Annotated in this window: 27 protein-coding genes; 17 read left to right on the top strand and 10 right to left on the bottom strand. The window is 37.5% G+C overall.

Translation table 11 applies throughout. The features are described 5' to 3' along the window. The 3 genes from FJR04_RS20785 to FJR04_RS20775 all read left to right on the top strand — a co-directional run. On the top strand, window positions 1-525 hold a 525-nt coding region (locus FJR04_RS20785), incomplete at its 5' end, for an efflux RND transporter periplasmic adaptor subunit (RefSeq protein ID WP_168498324.1). Between the two features lie 13 nt (window positions 526-538). After that, window positions 539-1,714 carry an ABC transporter permease DevC gene (devC, locus tag FJR04_RS20780; protein WP_168498322.1) on the top strand — a complete coding sequence of 392 codons (1,176 nt, stop codon included), beginning with the start codon at window positions 539-541 and terminating at the stop codon, window positions 1,712-1,714. Between the two features lie 6 nt (window positions 1,715-1,720). Then, window positions 1,721-2,407 (top strand): DevA family ABC transporter ATP-binding protein, encoded by a 687-nt coding sequence (locus tag FJR04_RS20775; protein ID WP_168498328.1) that lies wholly within the window; start codon window positions 1,721-1,723, stop codon window positions 2,405-2,407. 30 nt (window positions 2,408-2,437) lie between these two features. Here the strand turns inward: FJR04_RS20775 and FJR04_RS20770 are convergent, their stop codons facing one another. From FJR04_RS20770 to petC, 3 genes are all read right to left on the bottom strand, one after another. Continuing rightward, on the bottom strand, window positions 2,438-3,223 hold the full coding sequence (locus FJR04_RS20770) for a glucosamine-6-phosphate deaminase (protein ID WP_168498320.1): 786 nt from the start codon (window positions 3,221-3,223) through the stop codon (window positions 2,438-2,440). A gap of 150 nt (window positions 3,224-3,373) precedes the next feature. Continuing rightward, window positions 3,374-4,375 (bottom strand): cytochrome f, encoded by a 1,002-nt coding sequence (gene petA, locus FJR04_RS20765; protein WP_168498318.1) that lies wholly within the window; start codon window positions 4,373-4,375, stop codon window positions 3,374-3,376. A 101-nt stretch (window positions 4,376-4,476) separates the two neighbouring features. Next, entirely contained in the window at window positions 4,477-5,016 is a 540-nt protein-coding gene (gene petC, locus FJR04_RS20760) for a cytochrome b6-f complex iron-sulfur subunit (RefSeq protein WP_168498316.1), read from the bottom strand. 345 nt (window positions 5,017-5,361) lie between these two features. On the opposite strand from petC, the gene FJR04_RS20755 reads away from it, so the two are divergent. The 4 genes from FJR04_RS20755 (at window position 5,362) to FJR04_RS20740 (ending at window position 11,053) form a co-directional block, all read left to right on the top strand. After that, the gene (locus FJR04_RS20755) at window positions 5,362-5,670 is read left to right on the top strand and encodes a DUF3067 family protein (protein ID WP_168498314.1); all 309 of its coding nucleotides are present in this window, start codon (window positions 5,362-5,364) and stop codon (window positions 5,668-5,670) included. A gap of 245 nt (window positions 5,671-5,915) precedes the next feature. After that, window positions 5,916-8,198: an IMS domain-containing protein gene (locus tag FJR04_RS20750; RefSeq protein ID WP_168498312.1), complete on the top strand. Its 2,283-nt coding sequence runs from the start codon at window positions 5,916-5,918 to the stop codon at window positions 8,196-8,198. 595 nt (window positions 8,199-8,793) lie between these two features. Then, window positions 8,794-10,044, top strand: a complete 1,251-nt coding sequence (locus FJR04_RS20745; protein WP_168498310.1) for a DUF4912 domain-containing protein — start codon at window positions 8,794-8,796, stop codon at window positions 10,042-10,044. 82 nt (window positions 10,045-10,126) lie between these two features. Further along, window positions 10,127-11,053 (top strand): phosphodiester glycosidase family protein, encoded by a 927-nt coding sequence (locus tag FJR04_RS20740; protein WP_168498308.1) that lies wholly within the window; start codon window positions 10,127-10,129, stop codon window positions 11,051-11,053. A gap of 101 nt (window positions 11,054-11,154) precedes the next feature. Here FJR04_RS20740 and FJR04_RS20735 read toward each other — a convergent pair whose 3' ends face one another. Continuing rightward, a complete protein-coding gene (locus FJR04_RS20735) occupies window positions 11,155-11,739 on the bottom strand; it encodes a cytochrome b (protein WP_168498306.1) in 585 nt (194 codons plus the stop codon). Window positions 11,740-12,159: 420 nt separating this feature from the next. On the opposite strand from FJR04_RS20735, the gene glp reads away from it, so the two are divergent. Further along, a complete protein-coding gene (gene glp / locus FJR04_RS20730; RefSeq protein ID WP_168498304.1) occupies window positions 12,160-13,383 on the top strand; it encodes a gephyrin-like molybdotransferase Glp in 1,224 nt (407 codons plus the stop codon). An 86-nt stretch (window positions 13,384-13,469) separates the two neighbouring features. On the opposite strand, the gene FJR04_RS20725 is transcribed toward glp, so the two are convergent. Then, on the bottom strand, window positions 13,470-15,065 hold the full coding sequence (locus tag FJR04_RS20725; protein ID WP_168498302.1) for a B12-binding domain-containing radical SAM protein: 1,596 nt from the start codon (window positions 15,063-15,065) through the stop codon (window positions 13,470-13,472). Between the two features lie 221 nt (window positions 15,066-15,286). Here FJR04_RS20725 and FJR04_RS20720 point away from each other — a divergent pair, with 221 nt between their 5' ends. The 3 genes from FJR04_RS20720 (at window position 15,287) to FJR04_RS20710 (ending at window position 16,764) form a co-directional block, all read left to right on the top strand. Then, window positions 15,287-15,604, top strand: a complete 318-nt coding sequence (locus FJR04_RS20720) for an RNA-binding protein (RefSeq protein WP_168498300.1) — start codon at window positions 15,287-15,289, stop codon at window positions 15,602-15,604. A gap of 32 nt (window positions 15,605-15,636) precedes the next feature. Continuing rightward, the gene (locus tag FJR04_RS20715; protein ID WP_168498298.1) at window positions 15,637-16,383 is read left to right on the top strand and encodes a hypothetical protein; all 747 of its coding nucleotides are present in this window, start codon (window positions 15,637-15,639) and stop codon (window positions 16,381-16,383) included. Between the two features lie 177 nt (window positions 16,384-16,560). Then, complete coding sequence (locus tag FJR04_RS20710) at window positions 16,561-16,764, top strand: hypothetical protein (RefSeq protein WP_168498296.1); 204 nt, start codon at window positions 16,561-16,563, stop codon at window positions 16,762-16,764. 56 nt (window positions 16,765-16,820) lie between these two features. Here FJR04_RS20710 and FJR04_RS20705 read toward each other — a convergent pair whose 3' ends face one another. Further along, window positions 16,821-17,093 carry a DUF2281 domain-containing protein gene (locus tag FJR04_RS20705; RefSeq protein WP_168498294.1) on the bottom strand — a complete coding sequence of 91 codons (273 nt, stop codon included), beginning with the start codon at window positions 17,091-17,093 and terminating at the stop codon, window positions 16,821-16,823. 204 nt (window positions 17,094-17,297) lie between these two features. Continuing rightward, window positions 17,298-17,540, bottom strand: a complete 243-nt coding sequence (gene sipA, locus FJR04_RS20700) for a regulatory protein SipA (RefSeq protein ID WP_168498292.1) — start codon at window positions 17,538-17,540, stop codon at window positions 17,298-17,300. 235 nt (window positions 17,541-17,775) lie between these two features. Between sipA and FJR04_RS20695 the strand changes: the two genes are divergently transcribed. Next, window positions 17,776-18,297, top strand: coding sequence for a hypothetical protein (locus tag FJR04_RS20695; RefSeq protein WP_254445332.1), 522 nt, complete (start codon window positions 17,776-17,778; stop codon window positions 18,295-18,297). A gap of 54 nt (window positions 18,298-18,351) precedes the next feature. Here FJR04_RS20695 and FJR04_RS20690 read toward each other — a convergent pair whose 3' ends face one another. Beyond that, window positions 18,352-20,274 carry a lipoxygenase family protein gene (locus tag FJR04_RS20690; RefSeq protein ID WP_168498289.1) on the bottom strand — a complete coding sequence of 641 codons (1,923 nt, stop codon included), beginning with the start codon at window positions 20,272-20,274 and terminating at the stop codon, window positions 18,352-18,354. A 178-nt stretch (window positions 20,275-20,452) separates the two neighbouring features. Here FJR04_RS20690 and FJR04_RS20685 point away from each other — a divergent pair, with 178 nt between their 5' ends. The 5 genes from FJR04_RS20685 to FJR04_RS20670 all read left to right on the top strand — a co-directional run bounded on the left by FJR04_RS20685 (window position 20,453) and on the right by FJR04_RS20670 (window position 24,310). Continuing rightward, the gene (locus FJR04_RS20685; RefSeq protein ID WP_168498287.1) at window positions 20,453-21,292 is read left to right on the top strand and encodes an FAD-binding domain-containing protein; all 840 of its coding nucleotides are present in this window, start codon (window positions 20,453-20,455) and stop codon (window positions 21,290-21,292) included. A 531-nt stretch (window positions 21,293-21,823) separates the two neighbouring features. Then, a complete protein-coding gene (locus FJR04_RS25970) occupies window positions 21,824-22,816 on the top strand; it encodes a DUF6334 family protein (RefSeq protein ID WP_217359458.1) in 993 nt (330 codons plus the stop codon). Continuing rightward, on the top strand, window positions 22,803-22,985 hold the full coding sequence (locus tag FJR04_RS25965) for a hypothetical protein (RefSeq protein WP_217359454.1): 183 nt from the start codon (window positions 22,803-22,805) through the stop codon (window positions 22,983-22,985). The genes FJR04_RS25970 and FJR04_RS25965 overlap by 14 nt, the downstream gene beginning before the upstream one ends. After that, complete coding sequence (locus FJR04_RS26695) at window positions 22,964-23,134, top strand: type II toxin-antitoxin system PemK/MazF family toxin (protein ID WP_217359453.1); 171 nt, start codon at window positions 22,964-22,966, stop codon at window positions 23,132-23,134. The genes FJR04_RS25965 and FJR04_RS26695 overlap by 22 nt, the downstream gene beginning before the upstream one ends. Window positions 23,135-23,209: 75 nt before the next feature. Beyond that, window positions 23,210-24,310, top strand: coding sequence for a serine/threonine-protein kinase (locus FJR04_RS20670; RefSeq protein ID WP_168498285.1), 1,101 nt, complete (start codon window positions 23,210-23,212; stop codon window positions 24,308-24,310). A 64-nt stretch (window positions 24,311-24,374) separates the two neighbouring features. Here the strand turns inward: FJR04_RS20670 and FJR04_RS20665 are convergent, their stop codons facing one another. Continuing rightward, entirely contained in the window at window positions 24,375-24,746 is a 372-nt protein-coding gene (locus FJR04_RS20665) for a hypothetical protein (RefSeq protein ID WP_168498283.1), read from the bottom strand. A gap of 6 nt (window positions 24,747-24,752) precedes the next feature. Then, window positions 24,753-25,157, bottom strand: a complete 405-nt coding sequence (locus tag FJR04_RS20660) for a hypothetical protein (protein WP_168498281.1) — start codon at window positions 25,155-25,157, stop codon at window positions 24,753-24,755. Window positions 25,158-25,164 lie beyond the last annotated feature (7 nt).

Genomic DNA, 25,164 nt, shown 5'->3' with positions numbered 1-25,164 from the left:
GAAACTCTAGAAAAACAGTTAACTGAATCTAAAGCTAGACTCAATAGTATTGCAGAAGTTCGTCCTACAGATGTGGAAGCAGCCAAAGCAAATGTTGAAAGTGCGAAAGCATCTGTTCAACAAGCTCAAGCAGAGCTAAATTTAAGTTCTATTCGTTCACCCATTGATGGCCAAGTGCTAAAAATTAATGCTTGGCCAGGAGAAACAATTGGTAATAATGGCATAGTTGAATTAGGACAAACACAACAAATGTATGTAGTGGCAGAAGTCTACGAAACTGATATCAAAAAAGTCCGATTAGGTCAATCGGTAACTATCACTGGAGAAGCTTTTACAGGAAAAATCAAGGGAACAGTTACAGATATTGGTTTGCAAGTTGGTAGACAAAATATCTTTAATACTAATCCTGGTTCAGATACAGATAATAAAATAGTTGATGTAAAAATTCGCATTGATAATTCAGCGGATAATCAACGAGTTTCTAGTTTAACTAATTTACAAGTACAGGCACTTATTCAGATATAAAACTGTTAGAACTATGATTTTAAATATACCCCTGGCTTGGCTACAATTGGTTAAACAAAAAGTGCGCTTTTTCGTGGCTTTAGCTGGTATTGCTTTTGTTGCTGTTTTGATGTTTATGCAAATTGGGTTTCAAGATGCTCTTTATGCTAGTGCTACTCAAGTGCATAAACATCTACGGGGTGATTTGTTTTTAATTAGCTCCCAGTATAAGTCTTTGACTTCTACTCAAAGCTTTCCCCGCAGTCGTTTATATCAGACATTAGGGTTTAATGGCATAGAATCAGTTGAACCTTTATATGTACAATTTGCTAAACTTAAAAATCCCATAAATGGCCGCAAATATCCTATTTATGTACTAGGATTTGAACCAGTTAAATCTATCTTTAAATTACCGGAAGTTGAACAGGATTTTAAATTGCTAAAAATTCCTGATCAAGTATTTTTTGATCGGGCTTCACGCCCAGAATTTGGACCAATTGCTGAATATTTTCAAAAGAATAAACCTTTAAGTATGGAAATATTTAGTTATTTAGGTACTATTGGTTACAGGGTTAAAGTTAGTGGTTTATTTAGTCTTGGTCCTTCTTTTGGTGTTGATGGTAATTTAATTGTTAGTTCTTCTACTTTTTTGAAAATCTTTCCAGAACGCAGAGCAAATGAGATAGATATTGGCGCAATTCATGTCCAACCTAATGTTAATCCACAAACAATTTTGGCAACTTTATCGGCTAAGTTACCTAAGGATATAATAGTAATGACACGCCAAGAATTTATTGAGTTTGAAAAAAGCTATTGGACGTTAAGAACACCGATTGGATTTGTTTTTAATTTGATGGTAATTATGGGTTTTGTGGTTGGGGTAATTGTGGTTTATCAAATTCTTTATAGTAATATATCCACCCATTTTGTCCAATTTGCTACGCTGAAAGCGATGGGATTTAGAAATAAATATCTTTTAAATGTTGTATTTCAGCAAGCTTTGATTTTAGCTATTTTAGGTTATATTCCTGGGTTTGCTATATCACTGGGATTATATGATATTGCGAAAGATGCGACTAAATTACCGATTGTTATGGATGTAAGCAAGGGATTATTAGTATTTACTTCCGTGATTTTTATGTGTTTAACTTCTGGTTTCTTTTCGACAAATAAACTGCGGAAAGTAGATCCAGCAGAAATATTTAATTAACTAATGATGCAATATTTACCTGCTGCTAATATTTTAGAAATCACAAATCTCAATCATTATTTTGGTCATAGTAAGTTACGTACTCAAACTTTGTTTGATATTAATTTGACTATCAAAGCCGGAGAAATTGTGATTATGACGGGACCTTCTGGTTCCGGAAAAACTACTTTGCTAACGCTAATTGGTGGTTTACGTTCTGTACAAGAGGGGAGTTTGAAATTCAATGGATATGAATTATTAAATGCTAGTAATGAAGAATTAGTTCAAGTCCGTCGGCACATTGGCTATATTTTTCAAGCCCATAATTTATTAGACTTTTTAACGGCTAGACAAAATGTCCAAATGTCTTTGGAATTACAACGCAATATTTCTCAATGGGAATCTTATGTGCAGTCAGAAACTATGCTTAATACTGTGAAATTAGGGGATAGAATTAATTATTATCCTGCTGATCTTTCTGGGGGACAAAAGCAACGGGTAGCGATCGCTCGTGCTTTGGTTAGTCATCCTAAGTTAGTATTAGCTGATGAACCGACGGCTGCTTTAGATAGTAAATCCGGACGCGATGTGGTTAATTTGATGCAGCAATTAGCTAAGGAACAGAATTGTACTATTTTAATTGTTACTCACGATAACCGGATTTTAGATATTGCTGATAGGATTATTAGTATGGAAGATGGCCATTTAATTTAACAAGTAATAGCGACTCTCGTAGTCAAGAATTTAATCTTCATGATCAGCTAATAAACTAGCAGAATTAATATCTAAAAATAAGGTGGCTTGAGGTTGTTGGCGTAAAATAGAAGCTGGACAATTAGTTGTGATATCTCCCGTTAACAAGGTTTTCACTACTTCAGCTTTTCTGGTTGCTGGTGCTAGACAAATTATTTTTTTAGCCGTACAAATCATGGGAATAGTGAGAGTAAATGCGTATTGGGGAACGGCTGCTAAGTTGGGGAAATATCCGGTATTTACTTGTTGCTGACGGTTGATATGATCAAGTTTGACAAGTTTAACCTTAGAAGTGTCTTGAAAATCTGCTACTGCTGGGTCATTAAATGCTAAATGACCGTTTTCACCAATACCTAAACAGCAGAGGTCTATGGGTTGATTTTCTAGAAGTTGAGTATAGCGATCGCACTCGGCTAGTGGTTGTAATGTATCCCCTTCTATATAATAAAATCTCTGGGGACATACCTTTTGTTCTACCCGTTCCCGCAAATAACGACGAAAACTCGCCGGATGATCTGATGTAATGCCCAAATATTCATCTAAATGAAATAAAATTATTCGTGACCAATCTATTCCTCCTAAAGCAATTAAAGCATTCAAAAATTGAATTTGGGAGTTACCTGTAGCCAATAAAATAGCAACTTGATCCTGTTTCTCCAGCAGATTTTGTAAATACTGGTGTGTGATTTTAGCCACATCTGCCGACATTTCTACTTCGGAAGTGTAAATCTGCACCAACAAATGATCAACATGAAACGATTTTGTCGGTTCTACCATTTTTTACCACCAATTACCTAAAAAAAGGACAGGCAAAAAGCCTGTCACATAGCTGATGATTTAGCAAAGAATTTGTAAGAATTCTGAACCATGATTTTGCTGATTAATCAATCAAAATAATCACCCAAATCATAGTTCTGACTCTTAAATTTAGAAATTCATTTCAGCCGCTTGGACTTTTTCTACTTGCTTCTTCTTCAGCACTAGCATTACTTGTGCCAACATCACTAAACAGATGAAAGCAACTAACCACGCCACTCTGGAGGAGTCTTGTAAGACGATTTCTGCATCTTTTTGACCAAAACCACCAACGTTAGGATTGTTAGTTAAAGCATCACCATCTTTAACTGCTTGTCCTTGGGCAACAATTAGTTCAGGACCGGCGGGAACTGTATCAGTAACAACGTCACCAGTTTCGGTTTTGATGTTGACCAAATACTTAACGTTACCGTCTTCATCTTCTGTTTGAGCAATTGTGCTAATTGTACCAGTAGCAGAAGCGTTGTAAGCGTTATTATTGCTTTTTTCACCTGTGGGGTAAAGTTGTCCACGTCCACGATTAGCGCCCACATGAACAGAGTATTTACCAAAGTGGATATTTTTGTCTGTAGCGGGGTTAGGAGAAAGAACAGGGAAGACAATTTCTTGATATTCTTCACCGGGTAGAGGTCCAACGATGACGATATTTTCCTTGTCGTCGCCGTAAGGTGTGAATGTCACATCACCCAATTCTTCCTTCATTTCTTCCGGAATGCGGTCTTCTGGCGCAATCTTGAAGCCGTCGGGCAACATTAATACAGCACCAACATTTAAGCCAACTTTAGAACCATCAGCGCCTACTTGTTGCACGCTGGTATCGTAGGGAATCTTGACGATCGCTTTAAATACGGTATCAGGAAGTACAGATTGAGGAACTTCCACTTCTGTAGGTTTGGCCGCTAGGTGACAGTTAGCACAAACAATCCGTCCTGTCGGTTCGCGGGGAGTTTCAGGATAGGTTTCCTGGGCCCAGAATGGATAAGCAGCAGCAGTTTGTGGAATGGCAATATCGCTACTGAAGAAAAAGGTTACGGTAGCGATCGCTATTAGCAATGTGTTAACCATCGCTTTAGCGGTGCGAGTTAACCTCGCAGGTGTACGGGCATTTCTCATCTCTATAAAGTCATTTGTCAGTGGTCAGTTGTCAGTTGTCAGTTGTCAAGAATGAATCGAAGAGTCACTCTTAACGACTCAGCACTTGTGTAATGTGGAAATTAAGCCCACCAAGCGGCATCCCCGGTGCGGAAGTCAGTTTCTGTCCAAGGGGTTAACAGAATTTTGTCTTCTTCAACTTTGGCATGAGCTAAAGGTAAGGATTTTGGTGCAGGACCACGAATTACTTTACCTGTAGCGTCATATTGTGAACCATGACAAGGGCATTTAAACTTATTCTCAGCTACGTTCCAAGGTACAACGCAACCTAAGTGAGTACAAATAGCATTAATCCCGTAGTCAGAGATCGCTTCTTTACTTTGCACTACAATATAAGTAGGATCTCCCTTTAGTCCTTGTACTAAAGTGCGATCGCCTACATTATGGCTATCTAGAAATTCACTAACACTAACATCGTTACCCAATTCATTCTTTGCTACTGTACCGCCACTAGCGCCACCACTAGCAGGAGGAATGAAATAGTTAACAACAGGATATAATGCACCTAAAGCTACTCCGGTAACAGTCCCAAAAGTAAGCAGGTTCATGAATTGACGACGACCCATATCGGGTACATCTGCTGATTCAGAAAATTGAGCCATAATCTACGCGCTGTTTGTGTAATTTATTAAGCATTTTGACAAGAGTACCAGCACTTGAGCCACTCTTATCTGAATCGAAATAATAACGCCCGCAGCGATGCCATACTTCTTTGTTGCCAGATGATAGTTAGCATCTTTTCTGTTAGCATTACATTTCTTTATATCCTTATCATACTTGAGTTACGGAACTTAACATCATAACTAAATGTAAAATCTAAATAAGCTCAGGGGAGGGGGGTAGGGAGCAGGGGGGCAGGGGAGCAGGGGAGCAGAGGAGCAGGGGAGCAGGAAATAAGTTTCCCAATCACCAATCACCAATCACCAATCACCAATCACCAAATTTGTATGACTGGAAAAGAATTACGTCAACTGTTGATTGATAAATGGGGACAACCTTATGATGTCCAGTTTCGTCGTACCCAAGGAAAGATATTCCTGCAAATCATGTGGAAATACTTTGGCCAAGCCTCTTTCCCTTTAAGTGAAACAGATTACCAGGATCATCTTGATAGCATCGCTAACTATCTCAATGCTTTAGGAGGAATACAACAAGTGCAAACTTTTATTACAGAAACAAAAGAGCGTCCCCGTTTGGGTAAAGCAGTTAGCATCCCCCTAGACTTAGGTGAACGAGCTTCAGAATGGATTATTTAGGAATTTAAGGTATATTGGATCAATCTAAATTTCATATCACCATAAGTCAAAAATTTCCGACTAAAGATCAAAAAATTATCTGCATAAAATAAGATATCTGTTACTATCTACACTTATAGTGCTAGATCAACACGGTATTAATAAGGCTATGATTATGGGACGGTTTGACAATCCTGGAATCATCTAGGTGAATTATGTTAATTATTATGAGACGCTACGAGAACACAGTGCAGGGGACGTAAGCTGTGCGAATTCCGCTCGATTACTACCGAATTTTAGGATTACCGTTAGCGGCCAGTGAGGAACAATTGCGACAGGCATACAGCGATCGCATTGTCCAGTTGCCGCGACGGGAATATTCGATTGCAGCTATATCTTCTCGCAAAGAGTTGATAGAAGAAGCTTATATGATCTTATCAGATCCAAAAGAACGCAGTGACTATGATCAGCTTTACTCCGCTCACGCTTATACTCCTAATCAAAATGCCGCTAAAATTCCCTTAGAAACCCTCACAGATCACAACTCCAAATATAAAGAAGCTCAAAATCTCAGCATCGAAATTACCCCAGACCGATTTGTTGGCTCTTTGCTAATTCTCCAAGAACTAGGAGAATATGAATTGGTATTAAAACTAGGTCGTCCGTACTTAGTCAATAAACCTAGTAAAGTTAGTGTCAAAACAGGTCATTATCTCACTCAAACAGAAGTTCTAGGAAATCCAGACTTACCAGATATTATCCTCACTGTCTCTTTAGCTTGCCTAGAACTAGGACGAGAACAATGGCAGCAAGGTCATCATGAAAATGCAGCCGTATCTTTAGAAACCGGTGAAGAATTATTAGCACGAGAAGGGTTATTTCCCAGCGTCCGGGCAGAAATGACCGCTGATCTTTATAAACTGCGTCCCTATCGCATCTTAGAACTATTAGCCTTACCACAAGCACAGATTGCCCAACGTCGTCAGGGCTTTGAACTATTACAAAGCATCCTTGAAGATCGTGGCGGTATTGATGGCAGCAACAACGATCAATCTGGCTTAAATATAGACGATTTTTTACGTTTTATCCAACAAATCCGCCATTATTTAACAGTAGCGGAACAGCATAAGCTATTTGAAATAGAAAGCAAACGTCCCTCAGCGGTAGCCACATATTTAGCAGTATACTCTTTAATTGCCAGAGGTTTTACTCAACGCCAACCAGCTTTAATCCGCCAAGCCAAGCAAATGTTAATGCACTTGGGAAAACGCCAAGATGTACATTTGGAACAATCTCTCTGTGCCTTGCTGATGGGACAAACCGAAGAGGCTACCCGTGTTTTAGAACTCAGTCAAGAATATGAAGCTTTAGCTTTTATTCGGGAAAAATCCCAAGATTCACCAGACCTATTACCAGGACTGTGTTTATACACCGAGCAGTGGCTACAGCAAGAAGTATTTCCTCACTTTCGTGATTTAGCGAAACAACAAGCTTCTTTAAAAGATTACTTTGCCGATAGACAAGTACAGGCTTATTTAGAATCTTTGCCCACTGATGCCCAAATAACTCATGAATGGGCAGTCATTAATCATCAATCCTTTCCGCAAGCAGATATTAACCATACTCATAACACCACAGAAACACACCCCTATTATCACCAACCATCCAACCCTGAATTACTAGAAACACCCCCTCGAACTCAACCTGAATCTTCTCAGATTTCCATCCCCAGATGGAATAATGCAGCCACAAATGGCAGTGGAGGGAATCAAGTATCACAAATACCCCCAACACCAACAGCCGCAACGGTTAATCAAAGACCAAATCAACGCCATAGCACGAATACACCAACTACAAACCAGCAAACTCCCAAGCGCAGACGACGTAAACCTAACACTACTAAAATTTCCCGGCGTTTTTTGCAGTCTCAAACTAATTTTCTCAGTAACCTAGATCCCAAAACCCGTTTAGTTTGGCTAGTTTTCTTATCATTAGCCGGAATATTAGTTTCTTCGTTGTTAATATCCACAACTTTTGGTTGGGTAAAAAATACTTTCTTTCCTGGTCCATTATTGCAGGGAGAACAGTTAGCGATCGGACTAAATCAACCACTCACAACCATTCCTGACCCCAACAGTCAACCCCAGTCAAACGATGAAGAATTAACAAGTGAGACCGCAAAGGAAGTGATTGAAACTTGGTTAGCTGCTAAAGCTTCAGCGTTAGGACAAAATCATGACATTGATGGTTTAAGCGATATTTTAACAGGCTCAGTTTTATTACAATGGCAGTCAGTAGCTAAAGACGAAATAGCAAATAACCGCTATAGAGAATATCAGCATAATGTAGAAGTAACCACTGTCTCTAAAAAAGGCACAGATAAAAATTATGTATCCGTAGACGCTAAGGTACAAGAAGTTACCCAGTTTTATGAAAATAATCAGCCAAAGAAGTCTTCTGATGAAAACTTGCGTGTTCGTTATGATTTAGTTCGTAAAGAAGGTAAATGGCATATTCAACGAATGTCAGTCATACAGACGTTTTTGTAATTGGTCAGTTGTCAGTGGTTAGTTGTCAGACGCAAAATATCTCTCAAACTTTCTTGCCTTCGCGTCCTTCGTGTCTTCGTGGTTCATTATTCCCAGGACTTACGCAAAATCATGAAGAAACGTATGGCTAACGCCACGCTTCGCGTTAGCCATACTGCAGAGGACACGGAGAAAGAAGAGTTTCAGAGAGTTATTGCGTAAGTCCTATCTCTTTTCCTCTAAATGTCATCAAATTTTGACATTAAAGCCTAGTGCCGGATCAATATATTAAGATTTCATGACATTTTGATCCCCAAAGAGCTGATAACTACGTAGAATATAGGAAAACCTACCTTTAGACCCCTTGATCCCTGGATAGTTTTACTGGTTAATATTTACTTAACAACTCTTTGCGATCCCAAAGAAATGCAAAACATAAGCATAACTAGGAATTAGAGGAGCTGGTATCTCAATAAAAAAAACAAACAGTAAACAAATTTAAAACTGGGGCAAACCAGGAGTCAGGAATAAAAAAATCTGGGTAGATGATATTTCATCCAACTTTTTTTAACCCGGAAAAAATAATTTACCTTTCAAACTACTGGAGGCCAAGTTAATGGCAAAAGAACGCCCACCGCTAGAGGAGATGACATTACGGCAATTACGGAAAGTTGCTAGTGAATACGGTATATCTCGCTATAGTCGAATGCGTAAATCGCAGTTGTTGGCATCAATTCAAGACGTTCAGCAAAGTAAATTCTCGCTCAGTTCATCTCGTACTCAGGAGGCACAAGAAACAGTGGAAGCAGCAAAATTCGAGCTAGGTCAAGAAGATCGTACTGGTGGCTCTCTAGCCGACGTTGATGAAGCTCTAGCCGATTTACCCGCTGGTTATGGTGAAAGCCGGATAGTTTTACTACCCCGCGATCCTCAGTGGGCTTATACTTACTGGGATATTCCTAACGATCATAAAGAAGAACTCCGTCGTCAAGGTGGACAACAACTGGCACTGCGGATTTATGATGTCACTGATCTGGATCTAGATTACCAAAGCCCCCACAGTATTCAAGAATACCCTGCTGATGAACTAGCCAGAGAATGGTACTTGCCAATTCCAGTGAGCGATCGCGATTATATTATTGATGTAGGTTATCGCACTGCTGATGGTGGCTGGTTAGTATTAGCACGTTCCGCTAGAGTTCATATTCCCCCTGTCTATCCTTCCGACTGGATTGAAGATGTCTTCATCACAGTAGATTTTGAAGAAGACTTGCGCGGTAAAACCTTCTACGAACTTGTTCCCCCCTCCAAAAAATTACCAACAGCTAACGGTAATGCTGGTGGTGGAAACCCCATTTACGAAGAAATCTTTGGTATGGCAGAATCTGCCGAAGCCCAACGGGTTGCAGGTTCTATATTCGGTTCTATGCAGCACGTCCCCGGTTCTGCTGCTCCAGAACAAGTTCTCAGTTCCTACATTTTCCCATCTGGTGTAGGTATGTGGGCTATTCCTAGTGTATCTGGTTTAACCATGTCTGGTGTAGGAATGTCCGGTGTCGGCTTCTCCGCTTCCGCTGTTCCCGTTCGTCCTCGCAAATTCTGGTTAGTTGCTGACGCTGAATTGATTGTTTACGGTGCAACTGAACCTGATGCAACTGTAACTATTGGTGGTCGTCCCATTAAGCTTAATTCCGATGGTACATTCCGCTTCCAAATGTCCTTCCAAGATGGTGTAATTGATTACCCCATTCTAGCTGTTGCGGCTGATGGTGAGCAAACCCGTTCTATTCACATGAAATTTGAGCGCGAAACACCTTCTCGTAATACTAATACCAAAGATGAAGCTGTTCTGGAATGGCTTGCATAATTGTTGTATCTGAAAATTAACCATAACTGCAATTGTTAATTTTACCCGCTATAGTATTCCTGTAGCGGGTTTTTTACATTTTATGTTTGCCAAAAAATTGATTTTTTTATCTTTGTTAAGTCTTACGACAACTTTAATATCAGGTTGTCAGGATATGGTAGCTAATTCAGCACCCAAACAGGCTGCTAAGTGTCCTGGTAAAAATGCTCAATTTAGTATTGATTTTTTTCAAGCTAATAATAATGGTGAAAGATATAGCAAAGGTATCAATCATGTAATTATTTTTAATCCTCAATCACCAGAGTTAGATTTTAAAGTAAATGTGGGTTTAGCTCATCAAATTTATGCTAAAGATGCTAGAGGAAGATTTCAGAAAAAATATGTCCCAAAACAGTTTAGAGAAATCATCACTGATACTAATTCTAAATTAAATGGTAAATCACCAATTGCGGCTATTAATGCTGATTATATAGATCCACAAAATCAACCCCAAGGGTTAAATATTTCTCGCGGTGTTGAGTATTCAGGAGCATTTAAAAATAGACGTTCTTCCTTTGGGATATCAGGAGGAAATCCTCAACAACGCCAAGCCACTATGGGAATAGGAAGAAGAGGAGCAAATATTCTTAATTACAATATGGTGGGAGGTAATGGTAGATTTTATAATCAAGGAAAATTTAAGGATATCTGTCAAGCTTTGGGAGAATTTGCTTGTAAAGGTGCTACTAATCGTTCTCTAGTTGCTATTACTAGTAAAGGTTATGTAATTTTGTTGGTAAATGATGTGAAAGCTAATTCTAGTATGCAGTTTTCTGCAAATAATAAAGAATTACTCCCCAATCAATTTGATGATGTGTTATCAGGAATTGCTAAAAATAACTGTTTAGGGACAATTAAAGAAGGGATGTTATTTGATGGCGGAATGTCTCCAGGGTTGTTTTATAATAATAAAGTTTATGTGGAGAATTTCGGTCTAATTGGTTCGGTATTTTTAATTTATAAAAAGTGAATGTGCTTTGTCGAAATCCAAAAAAGGATAGGGAAATTTAACCTGGCAAGATTTCTCCACAAAAAGACTTTTTCCCTAAACCCTATGTAAATTACTTGATATTATTCCCTGGATAAGTTATTATCGAATTTGATGATTTTCATGAATTTACGCCAGAGCGATCGCACTACTTTTCTTTGTTGAATTGTGTGGAGAATAATAAAAGCCAAAAATGTATAGGCTAACCAAAAATGCAAATTTCTCCCAATATCAACCATTTCTGAATTTTGGGGGAAAATATCTGGTAAAACAATGCCAAAAAAACTCACATTATTACTTTTATATGAGTTAGAAAGCAAGAAACCAGCAACAGGAACAGCCCACATAAAAATATATAAACTGCTATGTAGAGCAACAGTTTTAAACCATTCTGGAGTCAACTTAGGAAATTTTTTAGTATATTTTCGCCACCAAACACGCAACAATACTAAAATTCGCCAAGTGAGTACAGCCATCACTAAAACAGCTATTGATTTATGAAAATCATAAAGGGAAGAACGAATAAAAACTTCCCTTGGCAACCTGGCCATAAATGTTCCAGTTGCGAACAATATTATATAACCAACTGACATCCACCAATGGATTGACATTAGGTGCTTAAAAGCAGAATTTTGTCTAGGTTTAGGAGGTGTATTAGCTGAAAGCATATATTATAATGATTGATGAAATTATCTAATAAACCAAGTTGCTAGTTATCTAGTTGAGGCTGGTAATTGGTAATTGGTAATTGGTGATTGGTAATTGGTGATAAAATTCCAGTTTTCATTCTGTATATCCTTAAATCCTGGACATTATCTCGACTATGGCTACGCCACGCAGGCTATCGCTCGATAACCACCTGATTCTGACGATTACTCTAATTAGCAACTTACGTTAATAGTAAAGTTTTGTAAATTTAGTTTAGCAAAGATTTAATTCAAATGACAACTAACAACGCTTAATAAACCAGATTTGAGACTATTGTGATCTCTTTCTAATTCTTCCTCGCTATCTCCTGAATGGGCGCAAGCCCTGCGCCCCTACCTCCTGACTCCTTTTTTCCTTAAACCCTAAATAGCTCATTTATTATGTTATCAGTCAAAGATGCAGAAACTATTATTGTTAATGCTGTCCAATCATTAAATCAAAAACGTGATATTGAAGTTGTTGATTTATTAACAGCTTCACACCGAATTTTAGCAACTCCAGTAATTAGTTCTTTAGATTTTCCCCATTGGGATAATTCCGCAATGGATGGTTTTGCAGTGCGTTATGAAGATGTGCAGAATTCCAGTCTTGAAAATCCTACCATTTTGGAAGTTGTGGAAGAGATTCCCGCAGGATATCAATCCCAAATTACTATTCAACCAGGACAAGCAGCGCGAATTTTCACCGGTGCAATCATGCCAAAAGGTGCAGATACTGTAGTTATGCAGGAAAAAACTAATTTACAGGAAAATAAAGTTTCTATTCTTTCTGCACCTCAACCGCAAGAGTTTGTTAGACACCAAGGGGATTTTTACCAAGCAGGAAAGGAACTTTTACCAGCAGGAATTCCCCTGAATGCAACGGAAATTGCTATTTTAGCCGCCACACAATTGCCTAAAATTAGTGTTTTCCGTCGTCCACGGGTGGCAATTTTTTCCAGTGGTGATGAATTAATTACACCAGAACAAACCCTAAAACCTGGACAAATTGTTGATTCTAATCAATATGCTTTATTCACTTTAGTAAAAGAATTAGATGCAGAAGTTTTAATGTTAGGAATTATTAAAGATAATCCTACTGCTTTAACAGAAACTATAAATTATGCCATTAATAACTCTGATATAGTTCTTTCTTCTGGTGGCGTTTCCGTCGGTGACTATGATTATATTGATAAAATTTTAGCATCTCTTGGTGCAGAAATTCATTTTCGCGCTGTGCAAATGCGTCCAGGAAAACCTTTGACTTTTGCCAGTTTTGCCAGTTCTCTCTACTTTGGTTTACCTGGAAATCCTGTTTCTGCTTTAGTAACATTTTGGCGATTTGTCCAACCAGCAATTAAAAAACTTTCGGGTGTGGCTACAGGTTGGGAAGCGAAGTTTATAAAAGTAAAATCTGGTTCTGAATTAAAATCTCAGGGAAAAATGGAAACTTATATTTGGGGTAATTTAAATTTAATTGATGGTGTTTATAAATTTTATCAAGCAGGTGGTAATTTAAATTCTGGCAATTTAATTAATTTAGCTCAAACTAATGCTTTAGCTGTTTTACCAGTGGGGAAAACTTTTGTTTCCGTTAGTGAGGAAGTTTTTGTTTTACAGTTATAGCAAAAAGCAGGTTATCAGGAATTAGGCTGAAAAAACTTAAAACCAAGAATCCCCGTGTCTTTAGACCGGGGAGTGCCAAGATATTGCTAAACTACTGCTTCTGCTTTTTCGGCTGCTTTTGCCTGAACTGGTATGTATGGTGTTTCTGCACCTTGGGCTAAATACGCTGCTAATTGGCTTTCAATTTCATCACGGACAATTTGCCGGTATTCCATGAAATGCTCAATGTGGGCGCAGGTGGAAACGTATTGTTCAATCACCTTGGGGTTATGCTTGAGAATGCTAAATAAGTGATGCCAGAATTTCCAGCGAGTTTGTCGTTTAAATCCTTGTCGCCAAATTACAATTAATAAGGCTCTCACAACTACCCATTCTGGCATTTTTGCTGGCACTGTATATTTAGCCGAACCCAACATCATAAAACAGCGATAGGTGCGATCTAAATAGGCAGCCGGGTCATATAAAGCACAGAAAGCTTCCACATATTCCCTAGCAAGTTCTTCTAGGGGACGGGTAGGAATGAAATTCATCAATGTGGTTTGATTGATATTTCCATCTTTGTTTTCCCGCAGTCTGCCTTCTTTGGTGAGCCGATGCCATAGAGCGGTATTAGGTAACGCTTGTAACATGGCAAAGGTGGTGGAAGGGATAGCTGCTAGTTCGGCAAATCTGACAATGCGATCGCCCGCACCTGCTTTTTCACCATCAAAACCTATAATAAACCCAGCCATTGGCCGTAGTCCAGTTCTAATAATGGTTTCTACAGATTCAGTTAAAGAACTGCGAGTATTTTGGAATTTCTTAGTTAGTTGTAAACTATCTTCATCGGGGGTTTCAATGCCCAAAAATACCGCTTTAAATCCACAATCAACCATCAACTCCATCATTTCTTGGTCTTGTGCCAAATCAATGGAAGCTTCTGTATCAAAATTGAAAGGATATTGATGTTCTGCCATCCAAACTTTTAACTCTTTCAGCAACAATTTCACATTCCGCTTGTTGCCAATAAAGTTATCATCCACCATGAACACACCACGTCTCCAACCCAAATCATAGAGATAATCTAACTCTGCTAACAGTTGTGCTGGTGTTTTGGTTCGGGGTTTGCGTCCATATAATACAATGATGTCGCAAAATTCGCATTGGAAGGGACAACCCCGCGAAAACTGCACGGACATCATATCATAGGCATTAAACTCTAATAAATCAAAGCGGGGAATCGGTGTACCTGTGACATCAGGTTTTTCAGCAGCCCGGAAAACTCCAGATTTTTCCCCTTTTTTGACTGCTTCCACAAACATAGGTAAAGTCAGTTCCCCTTCATCGAGAATCAGGTAATCTGCCCCTGCGGCTTCGACTTCATGGGGTGTGGAGGTAGGATAAGGACCACCTAAAGCTACCAACTTACCGCGTCTCTTTGCTTCCCGGATTTGCTCTAGTAAATCTTGTTTTTGGACAATCATGGCAGAGAAAATGACAATATCTGCCCATGCCCATTCTGCTTCTGTGGCGGCGCGGATGTTACGATCTACGAGTTTAAATTCCCACTCTTGGGGCAAAATTGCCGCTACTGTCACTAAACCCAAAGGTGGCAACAACACTTTTCTGTCAACTAGTGCCAGAATTTTCTCATAAGACCAAAATGTGCTTGGAAATATTGGATAAACTAGCAAAACACGCATAGTATCACCCCTCACGATTTATTTGTGATCTAACTGTAACTAAAATTAAGACTAATTGACTTTTTTCTCAATTTGCCTGTTGTATGTGAGGATGTCTGAATCAGGATTTTCAGGATTAAAGGATGAACAGGATGAAGATTGGGATTTCATCAATAATTACGTATCATCAACTGTACAAGCCTTAACTTGATAACTAACAACTTGGGTGAATATGATTTTTTATGGATATTACAAGTTGGGAAAATATTAAATCTAAATATAAGCTAGGTCTGTTTGTTCTGGGAAAAGTAGAATTTCATACACCCTTTGGCGTTTTTGTCAATATTGATGAGTCTTTAGTTAAGGGGTTGATCAAAATCCCGGATTTTTTAGCTGAAGGGGGAATGAGTCCAGAAATGTATCCAGAAATTGGTACAACTATAGGCGCGGTTGTGGTTGGATACAATGAGAGTAATTTTCGGGAAGTATATTTAAGTGCTAAACCTAGTGTACTACATAAAGCTCTTGTACCCCTGAAGATTCCTGCTTTATGCTCGTAGTTTAAGCTGTATTAATTAACACCATACTAGAAATGTCTATAAGAACTCTATTAAATGAAATTGTTCATTGTCCCCATGCGCGATTCTGTTTACAGAATCCTGATACTGAGCATCCATGTCGTGAAATTGTACTTTCTCAAGGTTCTATCAATTTAGATCAGTATCAAGTACCTGAGCCGTGGAGTGGGAAAATAGAGCAAGCTCCTATTCTTTTTCTAAGTTCAAATCCATCAATTAGTTTTAGTGAGGACTACCCAATTTGCTCTTGGTCAGATGATGATGTAGATGATTATTTCAATTATCGTTTTGGAGGAGGACGCAAGGAATGGATCGTAAATGGTAAAAAATCCTTGCAAAAAGATGGGACATATAGCTCCTCTGTTAATTTCTGGGCAGCAATTAGGCAACGTGCTATGGAGTTACTTAGACGTGATGTGCATCCAGGAACTGATTATGCGCTTACCGAAATAGTGCATTGTAAATCCTGTGAGGAAATTGGTGTAAAACAAGCACAAAATAAATGTGTTGAAGCATATTTGCTGAGGATTTTAGAACTAGCAGGAGCAAAAGTAGTCGTGGTACTAGGATCACCCGCACGAAAAGCAATTCAAAGTCAATTTAATATCTCTGCGGAAATTTCAGTATCTGAGCCAATTATGATTGGGAGTCGTGAAAGATTTTTTGCTTTTCTCCCACATCCAAACGCATTTGCTCCTAAGTCTTTTGCCAAATGTTTTCAGGAACATGAGCTTGAGAAGTTACGTGCCTTTTTACATTAGTAGGATCGCCCCTCTTGTAGAGTTAAATTTTATTAACCCACCGTTTTTATTTGCATGGGAGCGATGCCTGCGAAGAGGAAAGCGATCGCTGTACTTTATTTAGGATGGATAGGCGATCGCATGAGATAAACTAGAGGGGAGCGATTCTAACTTATTATGCTTTAGAGGTTTCAATATATGACAAACCGTGAGCAATTAATCCAAGAACTAGAACAAGCTCCTGATGATATTGTACAACTTTTACTAGATTATTTACACCGTGTGAAAGCTACACGAAAAGATCATCCTCTAGCCAAATTTGCAGGAATTCTAAGCCACACAGAAGCAACAGAGATAAACCAATCAATTGCTGAATGTCGGCAGGTGGATAAAAAGGAGTAGTGAAATTGCTTTAGATTTAAGATAACGAGCGCAAACATTAGTATCTAGCAAATAAATCATGCAGCTTCTTCACTTTGGGCAAAATTATCCTCATCATCAATAACAATAGGATCATCTTGACAACTACCATAAGTTTGTTCAAAAAAACCAGGAGGCCAGCCTAATTCCTCCGGTGATTTTTGCTGAGATTTACCTTTTGTGTATATATCCTGTTTTTGTGACTTGAACTGTAAAAACTCAATAAAATTCAAAACCTCCTCCTGTTGTTGAGGGGTTAGATTTTGGACTATTTCCAAAATAGATTTCTGCCTTTCTACTGCTTGAGTCATAATTAAAAATCCTCCTCTTCTAAATTTACAACTTGCACAAGTATTTGATGTGTTGAGTTTTTATCTTGATTATCAGGCAGAAATGAATGATTATATTGAACAAAATCAAGTGCCTCATGAATTGGTACATCCTTTTGTGAAAGCTGCATTCGGCAGAGTATGACTATATTCTGCCTTGAGGATTAACGTTTTTTTACACTTGGATCACTCCGACTGGGGTTCAGATGGTTTTTCTATACTTTCAATGTATTGACTATCTATGAGAAAACTACCTCTAGTAAAACGTACACCCCAATAACCACCAGGACGACGGTCAATAACTATACCCTCTTCGCCAATGTGAATGACATCAGCAGGACGTAACATCGGCATAGGTTCAGCAGTTTTAACATAAGGCGGTAATGAGATCACGCGGACTTTACTACCTATTGGGAATTCTGGCGACATTTGTTAACAGTTTGTAATATTAAATAATTGCTAGTCTTGATTAAGATATACAGCGGATTATTGAGAAGAGAAGATAAAATTCTCAATTAAGTCTATTTTACTCTAAATCATGAATTATGCTGGAATTACTGTGGCTTTTTTTGTATAAAATTCAATGGTATCGAATTTGAGAATTATGAAACCTAAATTTCTAAATTATTCCTTGGCGCTATTGGTTATCTGTGGTGGATATACAATGAATACATCTGTATCAGCTAATCAACCAGTACAAATAGCTCAATCTATATGGAAGTTATTTTATAGTCCTGATAGTAGTTTCCGGATTTTAATGCCGGGTAATCCCAAGGTGGAGAAACAAACAGTAAAGACGAAATCTGGCAATATTGAATTAAATATGTTTACTGTGGAACGCAAACAAGAGGACGTTAAATATGTGGTGGGATACGTTGATTATTCGTCTGAGTATATTGAATTATTAAATCGGAATAATCTTGTAGAAAAGGCTTTAGAAAATGGGCGTGATAGTGTGGTAAAAAAAGCCAAAGGTATTTTAATTAGTGAACAAAAAATTACTTTAGGTAATTATTCTGGTAAGGAAATTAGCTATAGTAAACCTGGGGACAAAATTGTTAAACAAAGAATATACTTGGTTGATAAAAGATTGTATCAAGTAAGTGTGGAAACTACAAAAAGAAGACAGAAATATTTAACTAAGAGTATCGAAGGATTTTTAAATTCCTTTAATGTAGCTTCGTAGTGACTCTTTTATGGGCGGGATTTCCCCGCCACAACTTCTTTTTTCTGACTCCTATTAAATATTAATGCTGTTGGGAATCAGCGAAGGTAAAAGATAGGGATACTCAACATCGCTATCTGTAAAGCGTTGTTGATTACGTCCTTTAATTGTACCTTCAATTAATGATAAATCATTTTGGAATTGGGCGAGAATTTGGCGATCGCTCTTTTTGGCGAATTGAATTAAATCAGAACTTCCTAATTTACCCCAATGGATTCCACTCAAAGCTGAAGTTAACTGCATTTGCAGTAAATCTTTATCTGTTGGTGGTAAAAATTCCTCTAAACTAGCTGGTGTATCAGGATAGCTATAATTAGCTAAAGGTGCATTAGGAGTATAGGTAATATAATCAAACTGACTGAAGTTTAAAGCTGCGTGTTGGGGTCCACAGGTAAAAATGGTAATAGTGGCAATATCTATTAATTGTTGTAAACTACCAATTTTGATAAATCCCGGAATTCGCGGATAGTTAGGTAATTCTTGGGGTTCAATTCCTGATTCTGCAACTAATTCTTTAGGTAGCCATGCAGGTGCTTGGGGAAAATCTGATTTAGGGCGGGTATTTAAAGGTGCAGCTAATTCTTCAGCCCAAGCTTGTAAATAGGGATCTTGTTGTACGGCTTTGTCGTCTGGATAGTAATTTCGTAAAAACCGAGTCACATATTTAGCGATCGCTTCCCATAATAACAAAGCATCATCACGATAAGGATATTCTGGTAAAAACTTGGGTTCAATTCCCCGTAATTCAATATCATTTAATAGGGAATAATACCAAAAAGATTTTTCCCGATAAGCCTTACTCATGAGCTTTCCAGAAGTTTGGATAGTAGGAGCCATGAGATTATCAATTGCTGCTCCTGCTGCCAATAATATACTATTTCCCCGGCTATTAATGGCAATTAAAAACTTAAAATGGGGAGCAAGTAATTGATGGACAGGATGATTATATGGTAACTGTCTGGGAGTAGCAATAGCTAAAGCTTCCATTGCTAAATGAGTATAAGTCAAATGAGAAATTAATTCATGATGGGTAGCATCAGCCGTTTGCACATATAATTTCGCTCGCATCCAATCATCAGCCGCACTTCCAGAAATTACTGGAGTTACTACCCTCCCTTTTTCAACTTCAATTAATACTGGTTCTAATCCTTGATCAGTACGATAAAATAAAGCTACTGGGCTACCAACATATTTACCAGGTTGCAAATCAGTAACTTCTAAATCTTTCAACAATGGATAATCAACAATAAATAAACGATTGTCCCCTGCGGCTTTAACTAAATCTACAGTCCCATTATTTGCTAATTTATAAGGTTGAGTTGCTAAAGATTGGATTAAACCTTGATCAGTTGGTTGTACTCGGCGGATTATTGTTGGGTTAGCACCTGCTAATCTTTGTCGGGCAAATTCGCGATCGCTTAATCCTCCATCCCGTTTATGAATTACACTCATAATTGGTGGAGGTGTCCCATCAGCTTTAGTTAAAGCCGCAAAAAATAGGTTTCTCTGCTCCTCATTTCGTTGGAGAACAGGGAGATTTTTATCTAATTTTTCCACTGCTTTTTTTGCAGCCGAAAGTCGTTTAATTAACTTTTTCCTTTCTTGGATATAACTACTATTAAACTGTTCATTAGGTGGTAAATCAAAATTAAACCATCCCGATTGAAAAATTTCACAATCTACCAACAAAGTCGCTATATTTATCCAATCTTCCTCCAATTTGTTAACTTTATTTTCTAACTCAGTTAACAACAAACTCCAAGGTTCAGATAATTTTCCTTGTGCTAACAGATTTTCACATAGCTTAGTCAAAATATAGCGTACTGCCCCATCTTCCCCCGTATAGGGAAATAACCGTGCAGCCCCTTTTTGCTCTAAATTACTGGAATTATAGCGATAATAACCTTTTTGTTCACTTAAAGATGGTTGCTTTGTCATAACAGGTACAATGAATGAGAGTATAGAACAATTATTTGCGGTATAAAACCACATCTGATTGTAGACTACCTTTAGGTGAATACGTGGTGTTTGACTTCTATTTATTTTATTTTGGACTCCTATAACTCCTGATTACTGGATTATTTCTTCATAAATTTATACCCAAATTCACAAAATTATGTTACGTGATTTTAATAGTCGGACTGAATTAATTACATACCTGCGGGAACAGTTTCCCCAAGCCGCAGCCCAAGACAATCAAGTTAGCGACATTCCCGGAGGCAGAAAAGCCGCACAACAAGCATTACAGAAAATCAACCCTGTCGCTTACGGAAAAACACGGAATTTATTAACTGGTGACGTTACTAAATTATCACCTTATATTCGTCATGGTGTATTAAGTTTGCGAGAAATTCGAGAATATGTTCTTGCACAAGTTGAAAAACCAGATGATGCAAATAAACTAATTAATGAATTAGCTTGGCGTGACTATTGGCAAAGATTATATGTCAAACTTGGAAATGGGATTTGGCAAAATCAGGAAGAATACAAAACCGGCTACAAAGTCACAGATTACTCCACAGAACTCCCGGAAGATATCACCACTGGAACTACCGGACTAGTTTGCATAGACAGTTTTAGTCAGGAATTACGATCAACTGGCTATCTCCACAACCATATCAGAATGTGGTTAGCAGCCTATATTATTCATTGGCGGCTCATTCAATGGCAAGCCGGTGCAAAATGGTTTCTGCAACATTTACTCGATGGTGATCCAGCAAGTAACAATATGTCATGGCAATGGGTAGCGAGTACATTTAGTCATAAACCCTATTTTTTCAACCGCGAGAATTTAGAACGTTACACCAACAGCGTTTATTGTCGTCAATGTCCCCACTTTGGTAAATGTGAGTTGGAAGGAAGTTATGAACAAATAGAACAGCGACTTTTTCCTAAAGCAGAATTTAGCAAACCAGCCAACAGTCAAACTTGGCAAAAAGGAAATAACCGAAAATAAGCTTTTTTTCATCTATTCTGCTCTTTATTGTTATCTATCACCCCTTCCCTTACACCTATTTGTTAATAAATGTAAAGGACATATTACATCTCCAAAATGAAATGATATATTGAATCTATAGGACACCAAGCAAATAAGAAACCAACCAAAAAGGGCAAATGATATAGTGTCCCCTGTCATCAGCCCAAACAAATTACAGCATTATTGAGTAATCAAGTGGCAAATAGCCCGTGTTAGATACATGGCGAAGCCAAATCCCAGAGCGGAAAAACGTGAAGATGCTGTGTTTGTGTTTTCAAAAGTCCACCTTAGTAAGTTACAATAACGTACTTTAATCATTTGAAACCAGTAAATTTCCTAGAACCCGGTCAACCTTGATCGGGTTTTTAGATGTTTAGACTTTATTTTTATTTAAAACTGTTAGTTAGGACTTAGAAACTAAGTAGGTGGGCGTTAAAAGTTGTCGTCACATCTGGTGGACTGAAGGCAATCTTGTTAATATTAAAGATGACTTCATTGCTGGTGATAAATATGGTAATCAATGAATTTCCTATTGGACAAACTCTACTAGGAGTATCAACACAGGAAGATCAAGAATTTGATGGTGATGAACTTTGTCTTGATCAAGTTAAACTTTATTTTGAAGATACAGAACATAAGATTACATGGATAACTATATCTCCTATTATTGATACTGATGAAATTGACGTAAAAATAGAAAAAAATATCAAAAAAGCAACAAAAAAAAATCCCCATTTTCATGCTGATGGTAATATTGGTAATAATCAATTACTGTCTTCACTGGTTCTGGGTACAAAGTTGATGGCGGTCTGGATATGCGAGAATGATCAGGGCTATAAAGATCAGGTAATTTTGGCTTTTGAATCTCTACATCCTCACATTGCATTTGTAGCAGAAGGTTCTGTGATTAAAGCATTTCTTAGTCAGCAAGTATTGAAGGATAAAAAACGAGAAGAAGCAGAAAGAGAAGCAGAAAGAAAATTTCACTTCCAAATGATGACAGAAGTAATTTTAGGTCAGATCAAAGAGAGTCCTAAATTCATTAACTTTTTAAATCCTGCATTAATAAACTCCTGTACAGGTATTCCCGAAGATGAAATACAACCAGAACTAATTTCTAAAATTAAAGATAATCCTGAATTAATTAGGTCTTTAACTCCTGCAACAATCAAATCTTTTACAGGTATACCCAAAGATGAAAATAGTTTTCAAGGTGCGAAAGTTGAACCAGTTATCCAAAACCAGCAATTATCTCAAATTATGACTAAACCTATTAGCAGTGGAATTATCTCAGTTGAAAGTTACCAAATATTAGTAAATCGCGTGAAAGAATTAGAAGATAGAATTTTAAATCAAGAATCAAAAATTCTAGGAATAGAAGCTTTTACCTCTAAAATGAAGCTTGCAGATCATGGTAATATATTAACAATGATGCAGCTTGCAGAAACTGGATTTCAGGAGTGGAACGATCCAGAAGAAGATATTTATAATGATGAAGCCTAAATCTTTAGAAATTTGGTTAGTTCGTTTCCCTTTTAGCAATTTAACTGCTACAAAATTAAGACCAGCCCTTATTTTATCAGTGCATCGAGAAGAATTTATTATATTGGGTATTTTTTCCAAAATTCCGACTGATGATTTGAGTGAAAATTGGGTATTAATGACTTTATAAAAACAGGGCTGAAAAAAACATCATTGATTAGGGCTGATAAAATTGCTACTGTCCATAATTCAGTATTTCACAAAAAATTAGGAATTTTACCATCTTATCTATTTAATCTTGTAGAAATAGCTTTAAAAAAATCCCTTAACATTACTTAAAAATAAAATAAACGTTCATAAACACCTTTTGGCAAAGCACAAGGCACAATAAGGATAGGTATCATTTATTTATTTATGAGTTATTGTCTTAATCCCCATTGTTCCCACCCAGAAAACACTAATGATGTTAAGTTTTGTCAAACCTGTGGGACAAAATTACTGCTGAAAGAACGCTACCGCGCTATTAAACCTATCGGACAAGGTGGTTTTGGTAGAACCTTTTTAGCAGTAGACGAGGATAAACCCTCAAAACCACCTTGTGTAATTAAGCAATTTTACCCTCAAGCCCAAGGTACAAATACGGTACAAAAGGCAGTAGAGTTATTTAACCAAGAAGCTATACAGTTGGATGAATTGGGTCAACATCCCCAGATTCCATCACTTTTAGCATATTGTAACCAAGATGACAGACAGTATCTAGTTCAGGAATTCATAGATGGACTGAATTTATACCAAGAACTACAACAAAATGGCGCTTTCAATGAAACACAGATTCGACAATTACTGAATGATTTATTGCCAGTGTTGCACTTTTGTCACGGACAACAAGTCATACACCGAGATATTAAACCAGAAAATATTATTCGTCGCAGTAGCGATCGCAAATTAGTTATAGTTGATTTTGGAGCAGCCAAATCCGCCACAGGAACAGCCCTGAACAAAACTGGTACAAGTATAGGTAGTCCCGAATATGTCGCCCCAGAACAAATGCGAGGAAAGGCACTTTTTGCCAGTGATATCTATAGTTTAGGTGCAACTTGTATTAATTTATTAACAGTGCGATCGCCTTTCGATTCCTACGATACCCATAACGCTACTTGGATATGGCAACAATATCTCAAAACTCCTGTAAGTAAAGAATTAAGTCTAATCATTGACAAAATGGTAGAAAGTGTCCCCAGTCACCGTTACAAAACTGTGGATCAAGTTCTCAAAGATTTAAATTACCAACAATCATCTGTACCCCCCACACTCATTACACCACTCACTTCTCAAGCAACAGTTGTCATTAAAACTTCTAGTCAAATCGAGAAGGAATTGCAAGAAATGAAAACTCAATTTACAGGTGGTAAAGTTCCACCTCAAAATGTTAATTCTCAATCGCAATCTACTAGCAATGATCCCATAGATAAAGAACTAGAAGAAATGAAAGCTAAGTTTCTTGGTAATGGGTGAATAGGGAATTAGGATTGGGTAAAATAAGGGTAAACAGCATTCACTATACTCAACTACTAGCAATCTAAGGAAGAGGCAAGGTTTCTTCATAAATAAACCAACGAGACTCTTTACCATCCCAACCATAATAGGTTGATTGGAACTGATTCATAGCAGCTACATACTGAGATAACATCAGCGCTACATCACTATTTTGAGGGACATCATCTTCATCAATTAGATCAAGATATTCAAGTGATTGCTCCCAGGCTAGTACGATACGACATTTTTTTAAAAGCCGATTGACCATTTTTATTTTACTCTTGTTTAACACAGCTTCTGGCTTCTTTTTAGTCAGTTCCAGGAATTCTTTTTGCATAGCCATTAGCAGAGATATTATGACTTCATAAAGTTCAGCTTTTTCAAAACTAGTCTGTTTTTGATCTTTTTTAATCATAATTATTTATTCTCTTAAGCGTTTTGGACGAATTGTTTTAATGTAAACTTTGCCTGCTTCATCTCCAGGTTCATTTTCCTCTGCATCTACCAACCAATTCCAATTTGGATGCTTGTATTTTACATTATCTGCACGCATTTTTTCAAAGCATTGTAGATACTGTGAAAGGATGAATACTACATCACTGTTTATTGGTACGTCATCTATATCAAACTCTGAAAAGTCTTCAAAAGGTCGATATTTTTCTCCAAGGAATACATTTGAGTCATTCAATAATTTATTAACAAAGTTGAGTTTAAACTTGTTAACCGCTTCATTGGGAGATTTTTTAGATAAAACCGAAAGCTCATCGTAAACTACTTGGATCTGACCAGATATTTTTTCAAATTCATCAACATCTTTACGCTTCATCTATTTC

Source organism: Anabaena sp. UHCC 0204 (assembly GCF_009711975.1).
Classification (GTDB): Bacteria; Cyanobacteriota; Cyanobacteriia; order Cyanobacteriales; family Nostocaceae; genus Dolichospermum.
Note: the sequence above shows the minus strand (reverse complement) of the source record. Positions and strands in the feature narration are given on the sequence as shown.